Here is a 19,870-nt window from a genome sequence, read left to right as displayed (position 1 = left end):
CGCGTGTGGGTACGGTAACACAGAGCAGCGGATGTCAGCATTATTAAAGTGTGCCTGCAGGAATAATGAGCATGGAAGTAAGGTTTTTTAATTAGAATAACTAACCAAAGTTTTTTAAGTCTTACTAGCGGGACAAAGCTGAAACAGGCTTTGTTTTACCTGTTTTTTCTCACTTAATGAATAAATTTTTATTTAAAATGCATAATTAGCGCTATTTTGCTGTTGGGGGGATTTTACTTACTATGACCGTCCGGTGAATGTTAAATGAATAAGTAAATATTAATTGATAAGAAAAACTAATGCTATGGCTGCAATTAATCTCGCTCGTGAGCTGTGCAAAAAAACGGCATAATGTGCAACATATCAGCACAGTTAATCACAGAGGTGAAGCATGACAACATTAAATACTGCAGCAGAGAAACACCATGTTACCGCGAAACGCAGCAATGCTCTTGCCCGGGTGTTACTGGCGCGCAAAGTAAACCGTTTATTGGCGAAAATGGGCCAGGCACTGAACATGAGTGCGATGACGATTACAAAATAAACCGGGTCAGAGGTTTAACAGAAGCCACGCACTGAAAAGCGCGTGGCTTTTCTTTTTTTATGCCGCTTGTTCCTGTCATAAGCTTGTTTTACAGTAGTTGATGTTAACCGGGACGGGAGCTGAAATAATGAGTGGGCATGAAAAGATAAATTATGTTGAGCTTCCAGCAGCTGATCTGGCCGCGATAAAGCAGTTTTACAGCCAGGTATTTGGCTGGGTATTTGCTGACTACGGGCCGGACTACGTTGCATTTGCAAATTCTGGACTGGATGGCGGTTTTTATCGTGCCAAAACGCATTCTGCTGTTGCAGGTGGCGCGGCGTTAGTGGTGCTTTACAGCAAAGATCTTGCTCAGACTGAAAGTAAAATTGTGGCGGCTGGTGGTAAAGTAGTTAAGCCGGTATTTTCATTCCCGGGCGGGCGACGCTTTCATTTTACAGACCCAAATGGTAATGAGCTGGCCGTGTGGTCAGAGCAGTAAACCGAATGCGCTTACGTACTGCAACTGGCGTAAGCGCTTGGTGAATAACCACATAAGACCTCTGTTACTCTTTATCAGTATCAGTTGTTTTAACTGCCGGTGTCATTGCCTGTTCGGCTTGCTTGCTGCCTGTAGAGAAGAACAGCTCTGTTGCCGTTTGTTCTAACGCTGCTTTCGCTTGCTGTTTGATATTTGCACTGAGCTCAGTCAATTGTGTGCTAACGGCGTCACTGATGGTGTCAGTAATGCTATTGGCGCTGGCTGAAGTAGTAAAGCCGGTTGCAATAACAGTAGTCAGAATAAGTGCAGTTACAGTTTTCATTTTTAAATCCTTGGTTTTAGGTTAGTGATAACAACACTTTCTCTATTACAAAGGCTGTGCCATATTTTAATTTATTTTAAACTACTGTTTTTAAACGGTTTTTATTGGCTTGGTTAATTTGGAAACTGATAGCGTTGTTAATTTTATGCAGTAAAGTAACGAATTTGACTAATAATTAGTGAGATTTTTCGTGTCGCAAAATCGATGGCATAGCAATAAAACTGCGCTATTATTCAGCACAGTAGCAGGTAGTTGCGGGGCTTTATGCTAAGAACTTTGCTGTTAGTCGGATCTTTGCTCTGCTGCAGTGCGACAGCGCAGGAAGCCTTGCGAGTTGTCACTGAGTTGTCGCCGCCACACCAAACTTTAGTTGACGGCAAGGTTGCCGGAATAAGTACTGAGCTTGTGCAGGCAATATTAGCTGAAGCAGGTTACGGTGCTCAGATCGAGTTGTATCCCTGGGCGCGGGCTTTTCGTATCGCGCGTAACCAGCCAAATGTATTGATCTACAATATGGCCCGCACAACCGAGCGTGAAACTGAGTTTCAATGGATTGGTACTGTCGCGGCATATCAGCTTGGCTTTGTTGGTCTGGCCCATCGAAGCGACATCAAGCTTAGCTCCGTTGAGGATGCTAAACAGTATACTGTGGCGGTACAAAGGGATGATTTGTCGGCCGACTTTCTGATTAAAAATGGCTTTGTACCTGGCGCGCAGTTGGTGCTGGTTGCCGATATTGCCGATTCCTGGCAGTTACTGCTAAATGGTAAAGTCGACCTGGTGATAGATGACCCTGTAGCGTTAAACGGTATGTTGGCTACGCTTGGGCTGCGCCGGCGTGACGTAAACTTTGTCTATGCTATTCCGCAGCTCGAACAACAGACATGGCTGGCTGCCAGTTTGACGACATCACAGCGCGTGGTAAAGCAGTTGCAGAGTGCTCACAATAAGGTTGCGCAAACCGTGCGCTATCAGCAGGTCATGTCGTCGTCTTATCAATAATGCTGACAATGCAGAACAGAAAAGAAAACGCCCGTAGCAACGGGCGTTTTTGCATCAGATTTTCTTGTACTTAATCCGGTGTGGTTGCAGGGCATCTGCACCGTAGGTGGCTTTTAGCCAGGCTTCGTAGTCTGAGTAGTTACCTTCGAAGAAGTTAACCTTGCCTTCATCGCGATAATCCAGAATATGGGTTGCGATACGGTCAAGGAACCATCGGTCGTGCGAGATCACCATAGCGCAGCCCGGGAAATCCAGGATAGCGTTTTCCAGTGCACGCAGTGTCTCAACGTCCAGATCGTTGGTCGGCTCATCGAGTAACAGCATGTTACCACCGGCTTTTAACAGCGCAGCCAAATGCACGCGGTTACGCTCACCACCCGACAGCTCGCCGATAAACTTCTGCTGATCATTGCCTTTAAAGTTAAAACGGCCAACATAAGCCCGGCTTGGGATCTGAAAACTACCAATTTGCAGCATGTCCTGGCCGTTAGAGATTTCCTGCCAGACGGTGTTTTTCGGGTTCATGCTGTCACGGAATTGATCGACACTGGCGATATGCACCGTGTCACCGACACTGATCTCGCCGGCATCGGCTTGTTCAGTACCACTAATCATTTTAAACAGTGTCGATTTACCGGCACCGTTAGGGCCGATAATGCCCACTATCGCCCCTTTGGGGATACTGAAACTTAACTCATCAATCAGTACGCGATCGCCAAAGGTTTTACGCAGATGGCTAACTTCCAGCACTTTATCACCCAGGCGTGGCCCCGGTGGAATAAACAGCTCGTTGGTTTCGTTACGCTTTTGAAAATCCTGGCTTTGCAGCTCTTCAAAGCGGGCCATACGTGCCTTGCTCTTGGCGTGGCGGCCTTTAGGGTTAGTGCGCACCCACTCCAATTCCTGTTTGATAGAACGCTGACGGGCATTTTCGGATTTCTCTTCCTGTGCCAGACGGGCTTCTTTTTGCTCCAGCCAACTCGAATAGTTACCTTCCCATGGAATACCTTCGCCGCGGTCCAGCTCTAAAATCCAGCCAGCAACGTTATCAAGGAAATAACGGTCGTGGGTGATGGCAACCACTGTGCCCGGGTAATCGTGCAGGAAGCGCTCTAACCATGCCACCGATTCAGCATCGAGGTGGTTGGTTGGCTCATCCAGCAATAGCATATCTGGCCGCTCCAGCACCAGGCGGCAAATAGCTACCCGGCGACGCTCACCACCGGACAAATGTTCAATTTTGGCATCCCAGGGGGGTAAACGCAGAGAGTCGGCAGCGCGCTCCAGTGTGTTGTCCAGGTTGTGGCCATCTTTGGCCTGAATTAAGGCTTCAAGCTCGCCTTGCTCACGGGCTAAGGCGTCAAAATCGGCATTTTCATCTGCGTAAGCGGCATACACTTCGTCTAACCGGGCAAACGCCTGTTTTACATCAGCGACCGCTTCTTCTACCACTTCTTTGACGGTTTTGTTCGGATCCAACTCAGGTTCCTGTGGCAGGTAACCAATTTTGGTGCCGGCCAGAGCACGGGCTTCACCTTCAAATTCTTTATCCACACCAGCCATAATGCGCAGTAAAGTGGATTTACCTGAACCGTTTAAACCCAGAACACCAATTTTGGCCCCGGGAAAGAAAGACAGCGAAATGTCTTTTAAAATAGTGCGCTTAGGTGGAACCACCTTAGATACGCGATACATCGAGTAGATATACTGAGCCATAAAATCACGCTTAGTGTTGCCATTGTAAGTGGGGGCAATTGTACGTTATTTTCCGCGGGCAGGGAAAGGCTGAGCCGGCAGTGCAAAGATAAAACTCGCTTTTGCGCGCTGCTTTCTGGTCTAATAGCGAAAATAGGTTAGCGGGTGGAAATTATTATGAGTCAGTTTGCGCAAGATCCGAGTTTTCAGCGTTTTGTTGAAGAGGCCAAAACACACGGCGTAGTGTATGTCCTTGCCGATGGTGAAGATTTATTAGTCGTAGAGTCTGTCGAGTTTGAAGACACCGATGTGATGCCTTTCTGGTCTGATGAAGCATCCGCTAAAGCGCATTGCTCTGATGAATGGGCAGTGTATAAGCCAGAAGCTATTCCGCTGGATGTTTTCTGTGAAGGCTGGCTAAAAGAGATGTACGACGACGGCGTCCTGATTGGAACCAACTGGGATGAGAGTTTAAATGGCCCAGAGGTTGAACCTCGTGAATTGCTTGAAGCCTTGTCGTTAGTACAATAGCCCGCCGCTATCCGGCCCGCAGCTTAAGCTGTGGTGCCGGAAACAATCATAAAAATGGCAAAAAAATGACATTCCCCGTAAACTAGCGGCTTTGACGGTACGTATAACGGTAATCGACGTCGGGTTGGAAGAAGTTATGTTATCAGAAGAAGCAAAGGTAGTTCGCAGTGCACTGGAAGCCCAGGGGCTTGAAACCCCTATGGTGGACAATGGCCTGTCGCGGGATCAGAAGTACGACAAAATTAACGCACTGATGACTGAGGTGGTAAAAACCCTTGGGCTGGATCTTAGCGATGACAGTCTTAATGAAACCCCGCATCGTATTGCGAAAATGTATGTTGATGAAATTTTTGGCGGCCTGGATTACAGCAACTTTCCAAAAATGGCCCTGATCGAGAATAAAATGCAGGTCAGGGAAATGGTAAAAGTGAAAGATATCAGTTTTACCAGCACTTGTGAGCATCATTTTGTCACCATTGATGGCAGCGCCACTGTCGCGTACATTCCGGACCAGCGTATTATTGGCCTGTCGAAAATTAACCGTATTGTACGTTTCTTTGCACAGCGTCCTCAGGTGCAGGAGCGTTTAACCCAGCAGATCCTGGTTGCGCTGCAAACGTTACTGCAAACAAACAATGTTGCGGTGACGATGGAAGCGGTGCATTACTGTGTTAAATCCCGCGGTGTTATGGACGTTAACTCGAAAACCCAAACCACTGCGCTGGGCGGTATTTTTAAAGAAGATGGTCGCACACGGGCAGAGTTTCTGGCCCGGTTCTAAGCTGTTCTACCCCAAACCGGGAACTTGGTAGAGTTCAATCCGGCTTTGCAGTAACATCGGTAACAGGCAAAGCACACGGACGACATCAGATGATCCCGGTCGAACTTATATTACTTGCACTCGCTCCGTTGTTTCTCGGCTTTATAGCCTGGGAATGGTTCAGTTCACGCAAATTGACGCCAGCACGTTATCGTTGGCAGGACAGCGCTGCCAATGCTGTGCTGGCGCTACTGCATCAGGGCAGTGACATGCTGGCGCTTCTGCTGTTGATGCCGTTTTTTATCTGGCTGCATCAGTATCGTCTGTTCGAGATAGAACTCAGCGCCGGTAATATTGCTATCGCCTTTCTGCTACAGGACTTTTTGTATTACTGGTTTCACCGGGCATCGCATCATGTTCGTTGGTTATGGGCCTCGCATGTTACACATCACAGCTCGCGCCTGATGAATTTCAGCACAGCGCTGCGACAAAGCCTGACTTATCCGCTGTCCGGTATGTGGTTGTTCTGGACGCCGATGATCTTGCTTGGTTTTCCACCCGCGCTGGTATTTGCAGTAGTGGCGCTGAATCTGGCATTTCAGTTTTTCGTTCACACTCAGGCAGTTAAAAAGCTTGGCATGCTGGAGTGGGTATTCAATACGCCGTCGCACCACAGAGTACACCATGCCTGTAACGCCCGTTACATCGATAAAAACTTTGCGGGTGTGTTGATTATCTGGGATCGGCTGTTTGGTACCTTTGTACCAGAACAGGACGATGATCCCTGTCGCTACGGTATCACTGATGATTTCAACTCTGACAACCCATTGCATATCACCTTTTACGAGTGGCGGCGCATGCTAACAGATGTCAGGCAAAGTAAATCGGGGAAACAGCTGCTGTTGGTCATGTTCGGTGCGCCCAAACGCCACTCCGCCACACTGGAAGAGGGCAGAGGCTGCGACTCAGTGGAAACATAACTGTACTGTTTTATCGACTTATTGCGCTAAAGCGGCGAAGTGAACTGTTATGCACTAAGCTTGGAGCAAACCAGTAACGCCTTAAGGTGTAATATGAAAACTTACATACCAGTGGTCGTTGTTGCAATGCTCATGCTAACCGGCTGTAAACCAGCCCATCAAAATGAAACCCAACTTGTAACACAAAGCCAGTCAGCTGTTGCGGCGCCCGCAGCAGTTGAACAGAATGACTGTGAGCTGACGCTTGGCATGGATGCCTGGGAGCCATATCAGTATATGACGGTTGGCAATACTGTTGCTGGCCTGGATGTTGAGATAGTGCAGGCCGTGATGGACAACATGGATTGCAGCCTGAATGTAATTCAGGGCAGTTGGCTGGAGCTGCTGACGTTGCTTAAACAAGGTGAGGTTGATTTTGTGTTAGGCGCGTCTAAAACAGAAGATCGCGAAGCCTTTGCTTATTTTTCTGAACCTTACCGGCAAGAACGGTTTCAGCTGTATGTACGTAAAGACCAGGCTAACCTGCCTTATACTGATTTAGCCGCATTTCTGGCCGATGGTCATAAGGTTGGCGTGGTAAATGAGTATTACTATGGCGACGAAGTCGCCGCTTTATATGCCGATGAGGCTCAGCGCAGCAAATTTGTCGGCGCTATTATCAGTGAGTTAAATATGGCCCGTTTGCTGGATGAAGAAATCGACGGCCTGCTGGAAGACAGCTTTGTCGGTGCGTCAATTCTGCGCCGTAAGGGGTTGGATAAATACATACAGCCGCACAGTATCAGCCTTGGTAATTCCGATGTTTACGTTATGTTTAGTAAAGAGTCGGTTTCACCAAAGCAGGTAGAGCAATTCAACTCCGGCCTGGCACAATTGCGTGATAATGGCAGTTATAGCCGTATTGTGGAAAAGTACAGCCATTAATCCGGCGCAAACTGCTGTGCCAGCACGCTTGCGGTGAATGTAGCTTTGAGATAAAAACCACGGGGCAGGGTTTTTATAGGTTCGCCGTGAGCGCCTACTGCATCTGTCAGTGCGCGGCTGTTTGCTGCCTTGGGTCTGAGCTGCAGGTGTTTACCCTGGGCGCCACGGATATTAGCAACGCCGCCCAATGTAATTTGCTCCATCAATTCTTCCCAGTCCTGCTGCAGTTCCTGCTGCTGTTGCACATTGGGTTGCCATAAAAATGCCGTACCAACCATTCGCTCTGACAATGGGATTTGCCGTTCTGCCAGGATCGGTACCCACAGTACATGCTGTAATTTTCGGCACACCCAGGAGTCATGCCAGTGTAAGCCGCCAACATTTGTCAGAGGCGCGACACAAACATAAGTGCTCTCGAGTGGTTTTCCATCGCGATCAATAGGTAACGTCTTCAGCTCTACACCAAGGTGAGGAAAATCAGGCTCAGCTTTCGAGCCTGCGCTGGCACCCAGCGATTGCTCCAATAACTGGCCGACCCAGCCTTTGTCTTTTTGCAGGTTGGCAGGTACCTGCAGCTGCAGCTGGGCAGCAATCTGGCCCAGCGTTAAGCCTGCTAATGCCTGGCTACGGGCTTGGAGTTCTGCTAATGAAGCCGGAGATGAGTGCATGGTTGTAATAATCAGCAAATATAGGAATACGCTAACATTTTTCTGCTGCTTTGGCTGCTTAAAAACGCAGCAAACTAACTTGCACACAGCCAGCACCGCAGATTATTACCTTACTAACTTCTGTAACTTGTTGATATTAAACATATCTGGCTAAGCTCGTTATGAGGTGATATTCATCGGTTCTTAGTTATTCAGTGGTTAAAAGTGGTTTTTGCACAGCGTTATCAACATGAGCTGTGAAGAAGTGCACATGAAGGTGCGGTTAGTAAGCATTATTGTGGATAAGTGTGTAAAAGGTGTGGTGAAAATACCGTTTGCCCAAGCCCCGACTTTATGAAAGAATCTTTTGCATATTGTTTAAGATCCGCCAGAGGTTTGTGTGATCGATGCCGAAGGGTTTCGGGCCAATGTCGGCATAGTGATTTGTAACCACCAGGGACAGGTGTTTTGGGCAAAACGGTATGGTCAGCATTCCTGGCAATATCCACAGGGTGGTATTGACGACGGCGAAACGCCGGAACAAGCCATGTTTCGTGAATTAAACGAAGAGGTAGGGTTAAGTGCTAATGATGTGGAAATTATTGCCACCACTAAGCACTGGCTACGCTACAAGCTTCCTAAGCGTTTAATTCGTAAGGACAGTAACCCGGTGTGTATTGGCCAGAAGCAGAAGTGGTTTTTACTTCGGCTGACCTGTGCTGACGAGGATGTAAACTTACTTAAAACCACGCATCCGGAATTTGATAGCTGGCGTTGGGTCAGCTACTGGTATCCGGTTAGACAAGTGGTCGCGTTTAAACGCGAAGTTTACCGAAAAGTCATGAAAGAGTTTGCCCCGGTCGCTTTGCCGTTTATCCGCCGCGAAGGTAAGAAAAAGAGTTAGCAACACAAGTTAAGCAATTAGCTAGACTGAAAAAGAGGCTCTTATGTTAGGCCAGTTAAGGCGAATTGTTCAGGATGTAGCACAAGAGCCGGTGCTTCAAAACGCATTAGCTGGCTTAGTCTCGAGTGTAAAACAGGCGCTGACAACAGAGTGCTGTTCGGTATATCTTGCTGATTATGACCAACAACATTTTATGTTGATGGCGACAGACGGCCTTAACCCCGAAGCTATTGGTAATATTGCCATTGGCTTCTCTGAAGGTCTGATTGGCTGGGTAGGGCAACGTGAAGAGCCTATTAATTTAGCCAAAGCCCATCTTCATCCCCGTTTTAAAGTGACACCTGAGGTTAGCGAAGATCGTTTTTCCGCTTTCCTAGGCTGCCCCATCATCCATCATCGTAAAGTGTTAGGCGTACTGACCATTCAACAAGCTGCTGAGCGTGTGTTTAGCGAGGACGAGGAATCATTTCTGGTGACCCTTGCTGCGCAGCTGGCATCGGTATTGGCCAATGCTGAGATGCGCCAGGCCGTTGGCCAGAGTAGCCCAAGCCAAAGCCAGTCGAGTCAGATGAAAGGCTTGCCCGGTGCGCCGGGCATTGCCATAGGCGAGGCATTTGTGCTGGAGCCAGCAAACGACTTTAATGCTATTTCGCTTAAAAGGGCTGATGATCCAGACAAAGAGCTGGCACATTTTTACCGGGCAGTAAAAATAACCAAAGCCGAGTTTAACCGCTTGGCAGAGCGTATGAGTGGCCATATGCCACCAGATGCCCTGGCTATTTTCGATGTTTACCATCAGCTACTGGATGCGGCAAGCCTTGGCCGGGAAATTGAACAGCAGATTGCAGAAGGCTGGTGTGCCAAGAGTGCACTGAAGCGGGTGGTGGAAAAGTTTGCCCGTCAGTTTGACGATATGGATGATGCTTATTTACGTGAAAGAGGCACCGACATCCGCGATCTGGGACAGCGGGTGCTGAATAACCTGCTCGATACCGAGCAACGCAAAATAAAGTTGCCGCAAAAAGTAGTGCTGGTGGCAGACAATGTGACAGCGACCATGCTGGCCGAAGTACCACGCGAGCAACTGGTGGCCATTGTGTCGCTAAAAGGCTCAGTTAATTCGCATGCGGCTATTATGGCGCGTGCCCTGGGTATTCCGGCGGTGATGGGCGTCAGCGAATTGCCATTGTTGCAATGGCAGGGACAACGTTTAATAGTTGATGGCTACCAGGGGCAGATATTGCTATCGCCAATCGAGGCTATCTGTCATGAATATCAAAGGCTTATTACAGAAGACGCTGAGTTAAATGCGCGCTACCAGGCTGAAATTGCACTGGAGTCCTGCTCATCCTGTGGTGCGCCGTTTAGCCTGATGGTTAACTCTGGCCTGGCAATAGAGCTTGAAACTACAGATCCCAAGTATACCGGCGGTGTCGGGTTATACCGTACAGAATTTCCTTTTATTATGCGCAACCGCTTTCCGACAGAGCAGGAGCAAATCGAACTATACCGCAAAGTGTTGGAAAGTTATCCTGACAAACCGGTCATTATGCGCACCCTGGACGTTGGCGGCGATAAAGCTTTGCCGTATTTTAGTCTGGTCGAAGAAAACCCGTTTCTGGGCTGGCGTGGTATCCGCTTAACGCTGGATCATCCCGAGATTTTTCTGGTGCAAATCCGCGCTATGTTAAAAGCCAATCTGGCACTGGACAATCTGCATATATTGTTACCGATGATTTCCGATCTGGCTGAAGTGGATGAGTCCGTCAGGCTGATAAAGCAAGCCACTTTTGAGGTGAGTGATGAGCTGGCTATTGAACTGCCCAAGCCCAAAATTGGTGTCATGATTGAAGTACCGTCCATTATGTATCAGTTGCCAGAACTGGCTCGCAAAGTTGATTTCTGTTCGGTGGGGACTAACGATTTAACTCAGTATCTGTTGGCCGTTGATCGTAATAACCCGAGGGTGGCCAGTTTGTATGATGCAATGCACCCGGCAGTGCTCCGCGCTTTGTATCAATTGTCGCAACAGGCACAGGGGCTGCAATTCCCGATTAGCGTTTGCGGTGAACTTGCCGGTGAACCAGGCGGCGTATTGCTGCTGGCAGCAATGGGCTATAGCAGTTTTAGCATGAACAGCAGCAACCTGGCAAAAATTAAATGGTTATTACGTCGGGTTGAAATGTCTGAACTGGCGCTGTTACTGCCGGAAATTCTGGCTTGTCAGTCGGCTAAACTTGTCAGGTTACAGATCCAGCGCTTTTTAGAGCAAAAGCAGCTGTTAAGTCAGTTACGGGCTTAAGCGCGTGCCGTTATATTTCCTTCACTGTTATACTACAGCGCCCTGCATAACGAAGAGAGTGTCGTGTTAACTATTATTGCTATTACATTGGTACTTGGGGCGGTAGTGGGGTTTCTCGCGGGTTTACTGGGTATTGGCGGTGGTTTAATCGTCGTGCCGGTACTGCTTATGTTATTGCCAGGCTTTGATATCGTCGCGCCGGAGCAAGCAATAGTGGTTGCTATCGCTACATCGCTGGCATCTATTATTTTCACTGCAACCTCTTCAGTACTGGCTCATCACCGCTGGGGCAATGTGCCCTGGGCAACTGCGACAGCTATTATGGTCGGTGCTGCGGCAGGAGCCTGGTTGGTAGCTTATCTTGCACACTACATCAGCCCCGGTGTATTGCAAATGCTGTTTGGTATAGCTGTGCTGATACTGGCGCTGCGTATGTTGGGGTCACGCAGTGCGATTGGTAAGAGACAACTGCCTGGCGCCGCTATGTTGGCTGGTATTTCTGCCGGGCTTGGCGGCGTTGCCAGCTTACTGGGTATTGGCGGCGGGGCTCTGTTCGTACCTATGTTGAATTACTATTCGGTGGATATGCGCCGCGCTATTGGCTGTGCCGCAGCCAGCGGCATTGCGATAGCGGCTTTTGGCTCGCTTGGTTATGTCATAGCTGGCTGGCAGCACTATCAGTTAGCGCAGGGGTTTGTGGGTTACATTTATCTGCCTGCGTTGTTGGGCATTGTCTGTACGTCAGCCTTTACTGCGCCGCTGGGGGCGAAACTGACACAGCGGCTGCCTGTGCTGACAATTAAACGGGTATTTGGCATATTGTTGCTGCTTATCGCAGCGAAGATGATTCTGAGTTAAGGGAAGTTATGTCTGCAAGTTATATTACGTTTCCGCAAATAGATCCGGTTATTTTTTCGCTTGGGCCGGTCAGCTTGCGTTGGTACGGTCTTATGTATCTGGTTGCTTTTGCTCTGGCCTGGTGGCTGGCTAACCGAGCTGCGAAAAAGCCGGGTTCAGGCTGGACTGAGCAGCAAGTGAGTGACTTACTGTTTATTGGCTTTTTAGGCGTTATTCTGGGCGGGCGTATAGGCTATGTGTTGTTTTACCAGTTTGAGCTCTTTGTCAGCGATCCGGTGTATTTGTTTAAGATCTGGACCGGCGGCATGTCATTTCACGGCGGCTTATTAGGGGTACTCAGTGCCATGGCTTGGTTTGCCTGGCGCAATAACAAGCGTTATCTCGAACTGGGTGATTTTGTAGCTCCGCTTATTCCACTGGGGTTGGCTGCAGGCCGGCTTGGTAACTTTATTAACGCAGAGCTGTGGGGCCGGCCGACAGATGTGCCCTGGGCCGTGCTTTTTCCAGGCGCGGGGCCTTTGCCCCGGCACCCGTCTCAATTATATGAGTTTGCACTTGAGGGCATAGTGCTGTTTAGCATTATTATGCTGGTACGCCGTTTTAACCCGCCTACCGGTACGCTGGGAGGTGTTTTTCTGGCAGGTTATGGCTGTGCGCGTTTCTTTGTCGAATTCTACCGCGAACCTGACGCCCATTTAGGCGTGCTGTCAGCGGGTATGTCGATGGGCCAATGGTTGTCTTTGCCAATGATTATTGCCGGTACCGGGTTGATTATTTATGCCTATTCCAGGCAACCTCAAGCAGAAAAGCAGGTTTCTAAAGCATGAAGCAGTATCTTGATTTAATGCGCCACGTGCTCGAGCACGGCCACAAAAAAACAGACCGTACAGGTACAGGCACGATCAGTGTATTTGGCTATCAGATGCGGTTTAATTTATCTGACGGCTTTCCGCTGGTAACCACCAAAAAATGCCATCTGCGCTCGATTATCCATGAGTTATTGTGGTTTCTAAAAGGCGAAACCAACATTGGTTACTTAAAAGATAATGGTGTTTCTATCTGGGATGAATGGGCGACAGAGTCAGGCGAGTTAGGGCCGGTTTATGGTGCGCAGTGGCGCAGCTGGCAGGCAGCTGATGGCAGCGTCATAGACCAGATAAGCCAGCTGATTTCAGATATTAAACGCACGCCGGATTCCCGACGTTTAATTGTCAGTGCCTGGAATCCGGCATTATTACCGGACACCTCGGTTTCACCCAAGGAAAACGCGGCGCAGGGCAAGCAGGCTTTGCCGCCTTGCCATACGTTGTTTCAGTTTTATGTTAATGACGGCAAGTTATCCTGTCAGCTGTATCAGCGCAGTGCCGATATTTTTCTGGGCGTACCCTTTAACATTGCCAGTTATGCGCTGTTAACCTTGATGGTCGCGCAGGTATGTAAGCTCGAACCCGGCGATTTTGTGCATACTTTTGGTGACGCGCATTTATATCTGAACCATCTGGAACAGGTTAATACCCAGCTGGCCCGTGAACCTTTTCCTATGCCGCAAATGCAGCTAAACCCGGCTGTTGATAATATTTTCGATTTTACCTTTGATGACTTTACCCTGTTAAATTATCAGGCTCATCCGCACATTAAGGCGCCGGTAGCAATATAGCGTCAAAAGCTTGCCGATGCTTCTGGCCTGTAAATTGCTTAGCGTTTTCAGTACAGAAGCTGAGGTTGCTTATGAAAATATTAATTTGGGTAATAGTATTGCTGACTGCTAGCGGCTGCAGCGTAAAACCTGTAGCCCCAGTCACGACAACGGCGGAGCTAAGTGAGTTTCCGTTGCATGTTTATACTCAGCAGTTAGCCGACAATCTGTTTGCACAGCTACCTAAAACGGGTAGCGTAATGCAGCCCGCCGCCCAGATAGCGGTTGCCAGTTTTGTGCCGGTCAACAGTTTGTCACTCAGCACTGTTGATGAAGCAGAAAAGCAACTGGCTAATCAGCTTAGTGAGAGCATGTTAACGCATGCCCGCCAGCATGGTTTCACAGTATTCGATTACCGCTTAAGGCAACAGCTTTTACTGCTTGATGATCACGCTCAGGCGTTGTCGCGTCAGCTCGAAGATATCAGTGCATCAAGCGATGCTGATACATTACTGGCAGGCACTTATACACCTATGGAAGACGGCTACTTGCTTAATGCCCGTCTTATCAGTGTCGCTAATCAGAAAGTACTGGCAGCAGCCAGTGGCTACATACCGGCAAACGTGTTGTGGGGCCAGCGGCAGGTCGTCCAGCAAGGCGATATGCTATACCGGCGCTCAATGTCAGGAGAGACAAAATGAAATATGCATTAATGCTGCTGGGCAGCACCATACTGTTAGCGTCCTGCGCGTCACAGCAGAACCGTCAGGTTGTCAGTGCAAAGCCGCAGGCTGACCGTCTTACCACACCTGCATATCAGCTACCCAGTCAGCAGGTGAATACTGATAAACAGCCGATGCTGACAATCAATGAATACTCTAGGGCTTTGGTACATGAGCTGATGTCCAATCACAGAGCAGCAGAAGAGACGGGCATGGTCGGTGTGACTGATTTTACCTATGTCGACAGCGGCCTTGATAAAGGCTCTGTGCTGAGTAATCATTTGAGCGAAGCGATTATGTACGACCTGCTCAAGTTCGGGGTTGCGGTGCTGGACTATAAAGTGACAGATTATATCCGAGTGACACCTACCGGCGATTTTGCCCTAAGCCGCGACTTTAACGAACTAAGTGCTGAGTTGCCCATCCGCTTCGTCGTCACCGGTACAATGACAGCACATAAAAACGGTGTGTTGCTTAATGCCAGACTGATCCGTATTGACACCAAGCAGGTCATTTCCGCCGCGCGTACTTTTGTACCCGAGTCTGTGGTTAACGCCGTTATCAGTAACAGTGGTAACGACAAATTACAGTTAAAACAAGGATAAGCCGTTAAAGAAAACCTCGGTCGTTGCCGATACTGTACACAGTGCAGATGCAGACAGAGGTTTAAATGAAAGTAGGGATATGCTTAGCGGCAGTCGTAGTATTATCGGGCTGCCAGTTGCTACCTGAGTATCAACATAGTTGCATACCTTGTGTGCCGGCGCCGGTTGCAGACGATGATGATTCTGCAATGCTAATCGGCACCGGTGGCAATTACTTGCCGTCTGTTACCGATTACCCAGCCCGGCCAACAAAACCTTTATCTGATTATGCTGCGGATCTGGCCTTTCAATTGCTGCAGTCTATGCAGTACAAGCTGCCAGAGCAACCTGTCGCTATTTCAACCTTTGTAGAATTTGATCAGCAACTTAGCAATACCACCGCGGTAGGTAACCAGCTGGCTGAGCATATGTATTATCAGATGCAACGCTTAGGTATACCTGTTGCCGACATCAAATTGTCCCGCCAGATCCGTGTCACGCCAGCGGGGGATCTGGTGTTCAGCCGTGGTAGTTACCTTGATACAAAACAGCAGGTAAATTATGTGCTGGCTGGCACCATATTACGTGATAGTGCCGGCCTGGTGGTCAACGCAAGGGTGATGCATATACGCACTAAAGCTGTTATCGGCAGTGCTCAGTTGCATATTCCGGATTTTGTGTTGGCAGCCCCAGCAGGAATCGAACATCCAGTAATATCAAGCCTTAGCGGCCGATAATTTTATTCTATGGTGCAAAAAAAGTGGTTGTGATTAACATTTTCTGTGCCCAACGCACTGCTTTGGAAACTATGTCAAATTCCCGACAGAGGGTCAAGTTGTCGTCTGAGTTTTCAGTTAAAGCCAGGTTTTAAAAGTGGGGACAAAAATGAGGAGCTATTTTTATAAAAATAGAGGCCAATTTTTCCGGGTTATTTTGCCAGATGCCGCTGAGCTGCCAAAAAGGCCGTTTTCATGTGCGCAGATGATAGCAGTTGCCAGAAATGCGAAAGCCACGTAACGTTCGTCTGCAATAACACACTTTTTCGTTGAGGATAAAATGGCCAAGAATAGAAACCGTAGATTACGTAAAAAACTCTATGTCGATGAATTTCAGATTTTAGGCTTTGAATTTTCCTGCAATTTGGATCTAAAAACAGATGATGATTTTGACCACTTCCTCGACGAGTTTCTGGAGCTGGTTGAGCAGCGTAATTTATGCACCGCAAGTGGTGGCGGTAATGATGCCTTTTCTGGTCTCATTATGTCTGATGATCGTTATGGCTCGGCCACTAAAGAAGATCAACTGGCGATAGAAACCTGGCTAAAATCGAAGAGTTTTGTATCCAACATCAAAATTAGCGAGCTAGTTGACGCTATGTATGGTTTTTAAGTAATAAGCCTGATAGCTGCATCGTTGATGCCGCTGCTAACTTACTTCCTATTGAATTCCATATTACTCGAATACTGCAATATCCTTTGGCAACCTTATCGGATATCACCTGGTTTTTCTATTGCCAACCAGTATTTATTAAAACATTTCCATACAGTTATACAGCATTTTTGCGTAAGAAAACCTGTTAAAAATCTCTTCGTATCCATTTGTTGATTTGTGCGTCTTAAATTGTCGCATGGCTCTGTAATCTGAGCTTTTAGTTCAGGAGATGCTATGGCAACGGGCAAAATAGTAATACTGGGTGTTGGTGGACGTGGTTGTGCGGCGCTGCAGCGTTTAGGAGTAACATCGTTACCCGATACGGTTATGACCATGGCGGTTAGCGCTGATAAAAGAGCATTAAGCAGCACTGTAGCCGATTGCAGTATTTTACTGGGTGAATCGCAAACTGGCGGTCGCAGTACGGGTGGTAATGCAACGTTGGCTACTCAGGCGGTTCAGCAGGTAGCAGACTTGCTGCGCCAGGCATTTGCCGGTGCTGATGCAGTATTTATGGTAACAGGCCTTGGCGGTGGCACAGGCAGTGGCGCAGCTACTGCTATATCGGCTTTACTGGCAGAGCTTCGGATGCCCTGCCTGGTGTTTGCCACTTTACCTTTTGATTTTGAAGGAAAGCGTAAAGCACTACTGGCCGAAAACAGTATTAAACTTTTTCAGCAGCATGGTTGTGCGGTGGTGTTGCTGCCGAATGACCAATTACAGCAAGCGCTTGGTGCAAAAGCCCGCTTAGAAGATGCGCTGGATGAAAGTAACCGCCTGTTGTTGCAACTGTTACTGAGCTTGTGCCGCATGCTTGCTGATAGTGGGCTCATCAACATGGATTTTAATGACTTTGTCAGTGTTATTTCACAGCCTGGAATTGCTGTAGTTGGCTGCGCAGCAGCGCAAAAAGGTGATGATCTACCTATGCAGCTACAACAGCAATTACAGAATCCGTTGTTGCAGAGTAAGAGAGTTGAGTCAGCCAGTTCAGTTTTAGTGCATATCACTGCGGGGTCAGACTTTACTCTGGAACAGTTTGAAGTGACGGGCTTGCATTTAGCGCAGGCGCTACCAAAAGCATCGTTGATCCTTCAAGGGTTGTCGATAAAACCAGATTATGCTGACGAGTTGGAGCTACTGCTGTTAGTCTGTGGCATAGTTTTCGATTGAGTTAACTTACTGTTTTTTATATAAACTAAGTAATGCCCTAATTATAGGAACTGCTATGTCAGCATCTCCCAGTCAGAACACCATCGCCCGGCAGTGGCAACTGTTAAAGCTTATTCCGACAAGAGCGCCGGGGCTGGAAGCCAGACTTTTAACACAACAACTACAGGATGCCGGTTTTAGTGTGTCCAAACGCACGGTAGAGCGTGACCTGCAGGAGCTTTCATTGCTGTTTGCGTTGGAATGTAACGAAAAAAGCAAGCCTTACGGCTGGTACTGGATGCGGGATGCCAGCCTGGATATTCCCGGTATCACTTTGGCTGAAGCGTTGAGTCTGACATTGGTCGAGTCTCAACTTCATCAGTTATTGCCTGCGCCTCTTCTCGGAAGTTTGCAAGCTCGCTTTAATCTAGCAAAAAGTAAACTGAAAGCGTTGGATTCAATGAATGCCGGTGCACGCTGGCCTGATAAAGTAGCGTCTGTATCGGCCGGTATGCAATTGTTACCGCCGAAAATAGACGCCGAACTGCTACAAAAAGTACAGCAGGCTTTACTGGAAGATAAACAGCTGGACGTCAGCTACCATGCTTTGCACCAGAGCGCAGTAAAACAATATCGGTTAAACCCGCTTGGACTAATCCAGCGTGGCCAGATAAGTTACCTGATAGCTTCTGCTGAGCCTTATAGCGACCCGCTACGATTTGCCATTCATCGTTTTGTGCAAGTAGAAGTAACCGAATCCTCTGCAGTGATACCTACTGAATTTAACCTGCAACGCTATCTGGCCAATGGCGCGATGGAGTTTAGCGAAGGTGAAACCATCAAGCTGGAGTTTATCGCCAAAGCGGTGTTAGCCAACCTGCTGCTGGAAACGCCATTATCGGCCGATATGGCCTGCGTTAAATTAGATAACGACGACTATCATATCAGCGCTAACGTGCATAAAGGCTGGCAGCTGAATTTATGGCTTATGTCGCAAAGCAGTTATTTAACTGTGCTGGCACCGCAGGACATGCGGGAAAGTATCAAGCAACAGTTGGCAGAGGCGTTCGCGAAATATCAATAAAACTGTGCAAAGGAATAGTAGTAGCTATCAAGATAGCGGCAAAAATTCAGTTTAAACATCTTAGCCTCAACCGCAGTTTGCCATAAATATAATTAAGGGAATGCATGGAAACTCAATTAACTCGCTTTAAAGTTCTGCTAGAAGAGTTTGCTCAACTTCAGCCCGCAGATGCCGCAGAGCTGTCAATATTCAGCATTGGCTCTAGGAGCTATTACGAAAACCCTACCACAGAGATATTGGCATTCTTTTTTGACACTAATGCTCAGCACAAGCTTGGAGATACTGCCTTAAAGGCACTGCTGAATTGTCTGCCAGAACAATACCATGAGCTAGACACTGCGTTAGCAGAAATACCAGAGCGAGAAGTATCAACAAAGACGGGTAAGAGAATTGACTTGCTTCTGGAGAGCAATGATTGGGTCATGGTGTTAGAAAATAAGATTTTTCACCAACAAAATAACCCCTTCAATGAATATGAGCAGTTTGTTCAGTCAGAACAACAAGTTCGTTTTGGCGGCAAGCAAGCGCTGTTTGTAGTTCTATCTCCAGATGGAGAAAAGCCACCAGGCGGTTGGTACGGTATTAGTTATTCAATGCTAATTTCTGCCTTGAAAACGCAGCTTGCTGAGCGGTTTATTTCACAGCCCATTGATAAATGGTGTTTGCTACTGCGGGAATTTGTCTTACATCTGGAGAGTGTCATGTCACAACCAACAGTTAATAATGAAACACTGGATTTTGTTTTGCGAAACCTTACTGCAATTAGAGATATTCAGCAGACAAAACAGCAAGCAATTAATGAATATCATCATCGCTTACAGGCTGCGCTGCAAAACAAGTTGGGACATGATGTTTCTATTCGGTTGAATACCTGGAATGGATATCCGGCTTTACGATTTGCACTATCGAGCTGGGCAGATAGCGAGTCAGATGTTGTTTTATTTCTATCAGGTAAAGCTGATTCGATCACAATAAGCGTTTATGTTCATCTTCGTAATAATATTGATGAACAAAAAGCGGACGCTATTGTTCTTCATGATTTACAAGCTAAGTCTTGGGTTGAGGGGGGAGGAAAAATTCGTGGTTATAGCGTCGACAAACCAAAAATGGGAGAACCAGAGATTATTGAGTTTATTTGTAATCGGCTTTTAGCGTTGGATAAGCTTGAGCAATGTGCGCATTGAGCGTGCATCTGGGGCTACCAGTACTTATCTTTATTGCGATCGGTACAAGTGCGCAAGGTAACTACTAATGTGTGGTTATTGTATAGAAGCGAATTTTGTCATTGGCCGGATTTGGCATAAAGGTGTG

22 protein-coding genes are annotated in these 19,870 nt (G+C 47.7%); 19 read left to right on the top strand and 3 right to left on the bottom strand.

Annotated elements, in window-relative coordinates:
- The first annotated feature begins 391 nt into the window (after window positions 1-391).
- Together AC5SV9_RS04205 and AC5SV9_RS04200 are read left to right on the top strand one after the other, a co-directional pair.
- Entirely contained in the window at window positions 392-544 is a 153-nt protein-coding gene (locus tag AC5SV9_RS04205; protein ID WP_475153014.1) for a hypothetical protein, read from the top strand.
- 127 nt (window positions 545-671) lie between these two features.
- The gene (locus tag AC5SV9_RS04200; RefSeq protein ID WP_475153015.1) at window positions 672-1,025 is read left to right on the top strand and encodes a VOC family protein; all 354 of its coding nucleotides are present in this window, start codon (window positions 672-674) and stop codon (window positions 1,023-1,025) included.
- Window positions 1,026-1,089: 64 nt separating this feature from the next.
- On the opposite strand, the gene AC5SV9_RS04195 is transcribed toward AC5SV9_RS04200, so the two are convergent.
- Window positions 1,090-1,347 (bottom strand): hypothetical protein, encoded by a 258-nt coding sequence (locus AC5SV9_RS04195; protein ID WP_475153017.1) that lies wholly within the window; start codon window positions 1,345-1,347, stop codon window positions 1,090-1,092.
- Window positions 1,348-1,611: 264 nt separating this feature from the next.
- Here AC5SV9_RS04195 and AC5SV9_RS04190 point away from each other — a divergent pair, with 264 nt between their 5' ends.
- Complete coding sequence (locus AC5SV9_RS04190; RefSeq protein ID WP_475153018.1) at window positions 1,612-2,349, top strand: substrate-binding periplasmic protein; 738 nt, start codon at window positions 1,612-1,614, stop codon at window positions 2,347-2,349.
- A 54-nt stretch (window positions 2,350-2,403) separates the two neighbouring features.
- On the opposite strand, the gene ettA is transcribed toward AC5SV9_RS04190, so the two are convergent.
- The gene (ettA, locus tag AC5SV9_RS04185; protein WP_475153020.1) at window positions 2,404-4,065 is read right to left on the bottom strand and encodes an energy-dependent translational throttle protein EttA; all 1,662 of its coding nucleotides are present in this window, start codon (window positions 4,063-4,065) and stop codon (window positions 2,404-2,406) included.
- Window positions 4,066-4,221: 156 nt separating this feature from the next.
- On the opposite strand from ettA, the gene AC5SV9_RS04180 reads away from it, so the two are divergent.
- The 4 genes from AC5SV9_RS04180 (at window position 4,222) to AC5SV9_RS04165 (ending at window position 7,239) form a co-directional block, all read left to right on the top strand.
- The gene (locus tag AC5SV9_RS04180) at window positions 4,222-4,575 is read left to right on the top strand and encodes a DUF2750 domain-containing protein (protein ID WP_008220211.1); all 354 of its coding nucleotides are present in this window, start codon (window positions 4,222-4,224) and stop codon (window positions 4,573-4,575) included.
- Window positions 4,576-4,711: 136 nt separating this feature from the next.
- Complete coding sequence (gene folE, locus AC5SV9_RS04175; RefSeq protein ID WP_134059463.1) at window positions 4,712-5,356, top strand: GTP cyclohydrolase I FolE; 645 nt, start codon at window positions 4,712-4,714, stop codon at window positions 5,354-5,356.
- Window positions 5,357-5,445: 89 nt separating this feature from the next.
- The gene (locus tag AC5SV9_RS04170) at window positions 5,446-6,315 is read left to right on the top strand and encodes a sterol desaturase family protein (RefSeq protein WP_475153021.1); all 870 of its coding nucleotides are present in this window, start codon (window positions 5,446-5,448) and stop codon (window positions 6,313-6,315) included.
- A 93-nt stretch (window positions 6,316-6,408) separates the two neighbouring features.
- Window positions 6,409-7,239, top strand: coding sequence for a substrate-binding periplasmic protein (locus AC5SV9_RS04165; RefSeq protein ID WP_475153023.1), 831 nt, complete (start codon window positions 6,409-6,411; stop codon window positions 7,237-7,239).
- On the opposite strand, the gene mutH is transcribed toward AC5SV9_RS04165, so the two are convergent.
- Window positions 7,236-7,907, bottom strand: coding sequence for a DNA mismatch repair endonuclease MutH (mutH, locus tag AC5SV9_RS04160; protein WP_475153024.1), 672 nt, complete (start codon window positions 7,905-7,907; stop codon window positions 7,236-7,238). The two genes, AC5SV9_RS04165 and mutH, sit on opposite strands and share 4 nt — an antisense overlap.
- A 379-nt stretch (window positions 7,908-8,286) precedes the next feature.
- On the opposite strand from mutH, the gene rppH reads away from it, so the two are divergent.
- The 12 genes from rppH (at window position 8,287) to AC5SV9_RS04100 (ending at window position 19,743) form a co-directional block, all read left to right on the top strand.
- Window positions 8,287-8,790 carry an RNA pyrophosphohydrolase gene (gene rppH / locus AC5SV9_RS04155; RefSeq protein ID WP_134059457.1) on the top strand — a complete coding sequence of 168 codons (504 nt, stop codon included), beginning with the start codon at window positions 8,287-8,289 and terminating at the stop codon, window positions 8,788-8,790.
- A 43-nt stretch (window positions 8,791-8,833) separates the two neighbouring features.
- Window positions 8,834-11,092, top strand: coding sequence for a phosphoenolpyruvate--protein phosphotransferase (gene ptsP / locus AC5SV9_RS04150; RefSeq protein WP_475153027.1), 2,259 nt, complete (start codon window positions 8,834-8,836; stop codon window positions 11,090-11,092).
- Window positions 11,093-11,155: 63 nt separating this feature from the next.
- On the top strand, window positions 11,156-11,950 hold the full coding sequence (locus AC5SV9_RS04145; RefSeq protein WP_475153028.1) for a sulfite exporter TauE/SafE family protein: 795 nt from the start codon (window positions 11,156-11,158) through the stop codon (window positions 11,948-11,950).
- 8 nt (window positions 11,951-11,958) lie between these two features.
- A complete protein-coding gene (lgt, locus tag AC5SV9_RS04140; RefSeq protein WP_475153029.1) occupies window positions 11,959-12,777 on the top strand; it encodes a prolipoprotein diacylglyceryl transferase in 819 nt (272 codons plus the stop codon).
- A complete protein-coding gene (locus AC5SV9_RS04135; RefSeq protein WP_475153031.1) occupies window positions 12,774-13,607 on the top strand; it encodes a thymidylate synthase in 834 nt (277 codons plus the stop codon). The genes lgt and AC5SV9_RS04135 overlap by 4 nt, the downstream gene beginning before the upstream one ends.
- 71 nt (window positions 13,608-13,678) lie before the next feature.
- Window positions 13,679-14,287, top strand: a complete 609-nt coding sequence (locus AC5SV9_RS04130; RefSeq protein WP_475153032.1) for a FlgO family outer membrane protein — start codon at window positions 13,679-13,681, stop codon at window positions 14,285-14,287.
- Window positions 14,284-14,913 carry a FlgO family outer membrane protein gene (locus AC5SV9_RS04125; protein ID WP_475153034.1) on the top strand — a complete coding sequence of 210 codons (630 nt, stop codon included), beginning with the start codon at window positions 14,284-14,286 and terminating at the stop codon, window positions 14,911-14,913. The genes AC5SV9_RS04130 and AC5SV9_RS04125 overlap by 4 nt, the downstream gene beginning before the upstream one ends.
- Before the next feature lie 65 nt (window positions 14,914-14,978).
- A complete protein-coding gene (locus AC5SV9_RS04120) occupies window positions 14,979-15,629 on the top strand; it encodes a FlgO family outer membrane protein (RefSeq protein ID WP_475153035.1) in 651 nt (216 codons plus the stop codon).
- Between the two features lie 319 nt (window positions 15,630-15,948).
- Window positions 15,949-16,281, top strand: coding sequence for a YggL 50S ribosome-binding family protein (locus tag AC5SV9_RS04115; protein WP_475153036.1), 333 nt, complete (start codon window positions 15,949-15,951; stop codon window positions 16,279-16,281).
- A 276-nt stretch (window positions 16,282-16,557) separates the two neighbouring features.
- Complete coding sequence (locus tag AC5SV9_RS04110; RefSeq protein ID WP_475153037.1) at window positions 16,558-17,496, top strand: FtsZ/tubulin family protein; 939 nt, start codon at window positions 16,558-16,560, stop codon at window positions 17,494-17,496.
- A gap of 55 nt (window positions 17,497-17,551) precedes the next feature.
- On the top strand, window positions 17,552-18,559 hold the full coding sequence (locus AC5SV9_RS04105; RefSeq protein ID WP_475153039.1) for a helix-turn-helix transcriptional regulator: 1,008 nt from the start codon (window positions 17,552-17,554) through the stop codon (window positions 18,557-18,559).
- A gap of 104 nt (window positions 18,560-18,663) precedes the next feature.
- Window positions 18,664-19,743, top strand: coding sequence for a PDDEXK-like family protein (locus AC5SV9_RS04100; protein ID WP_475153040.1), 1,080 nt, complete (start codon window positions 18,664-18,666; stop codon window positions 19,741-19,743).
- Window positions 19,744-19,870: the final 127 nt, after the last annotated feature.

This window comes from Rheinheimera sp. ATLC3, assembly GCF_059429535.1.
The sequence above is the reverse complement of the archived record's forward strand: the minus strand, read 5'-3'. Positions and strand labels throughout refer to the sequence as shown.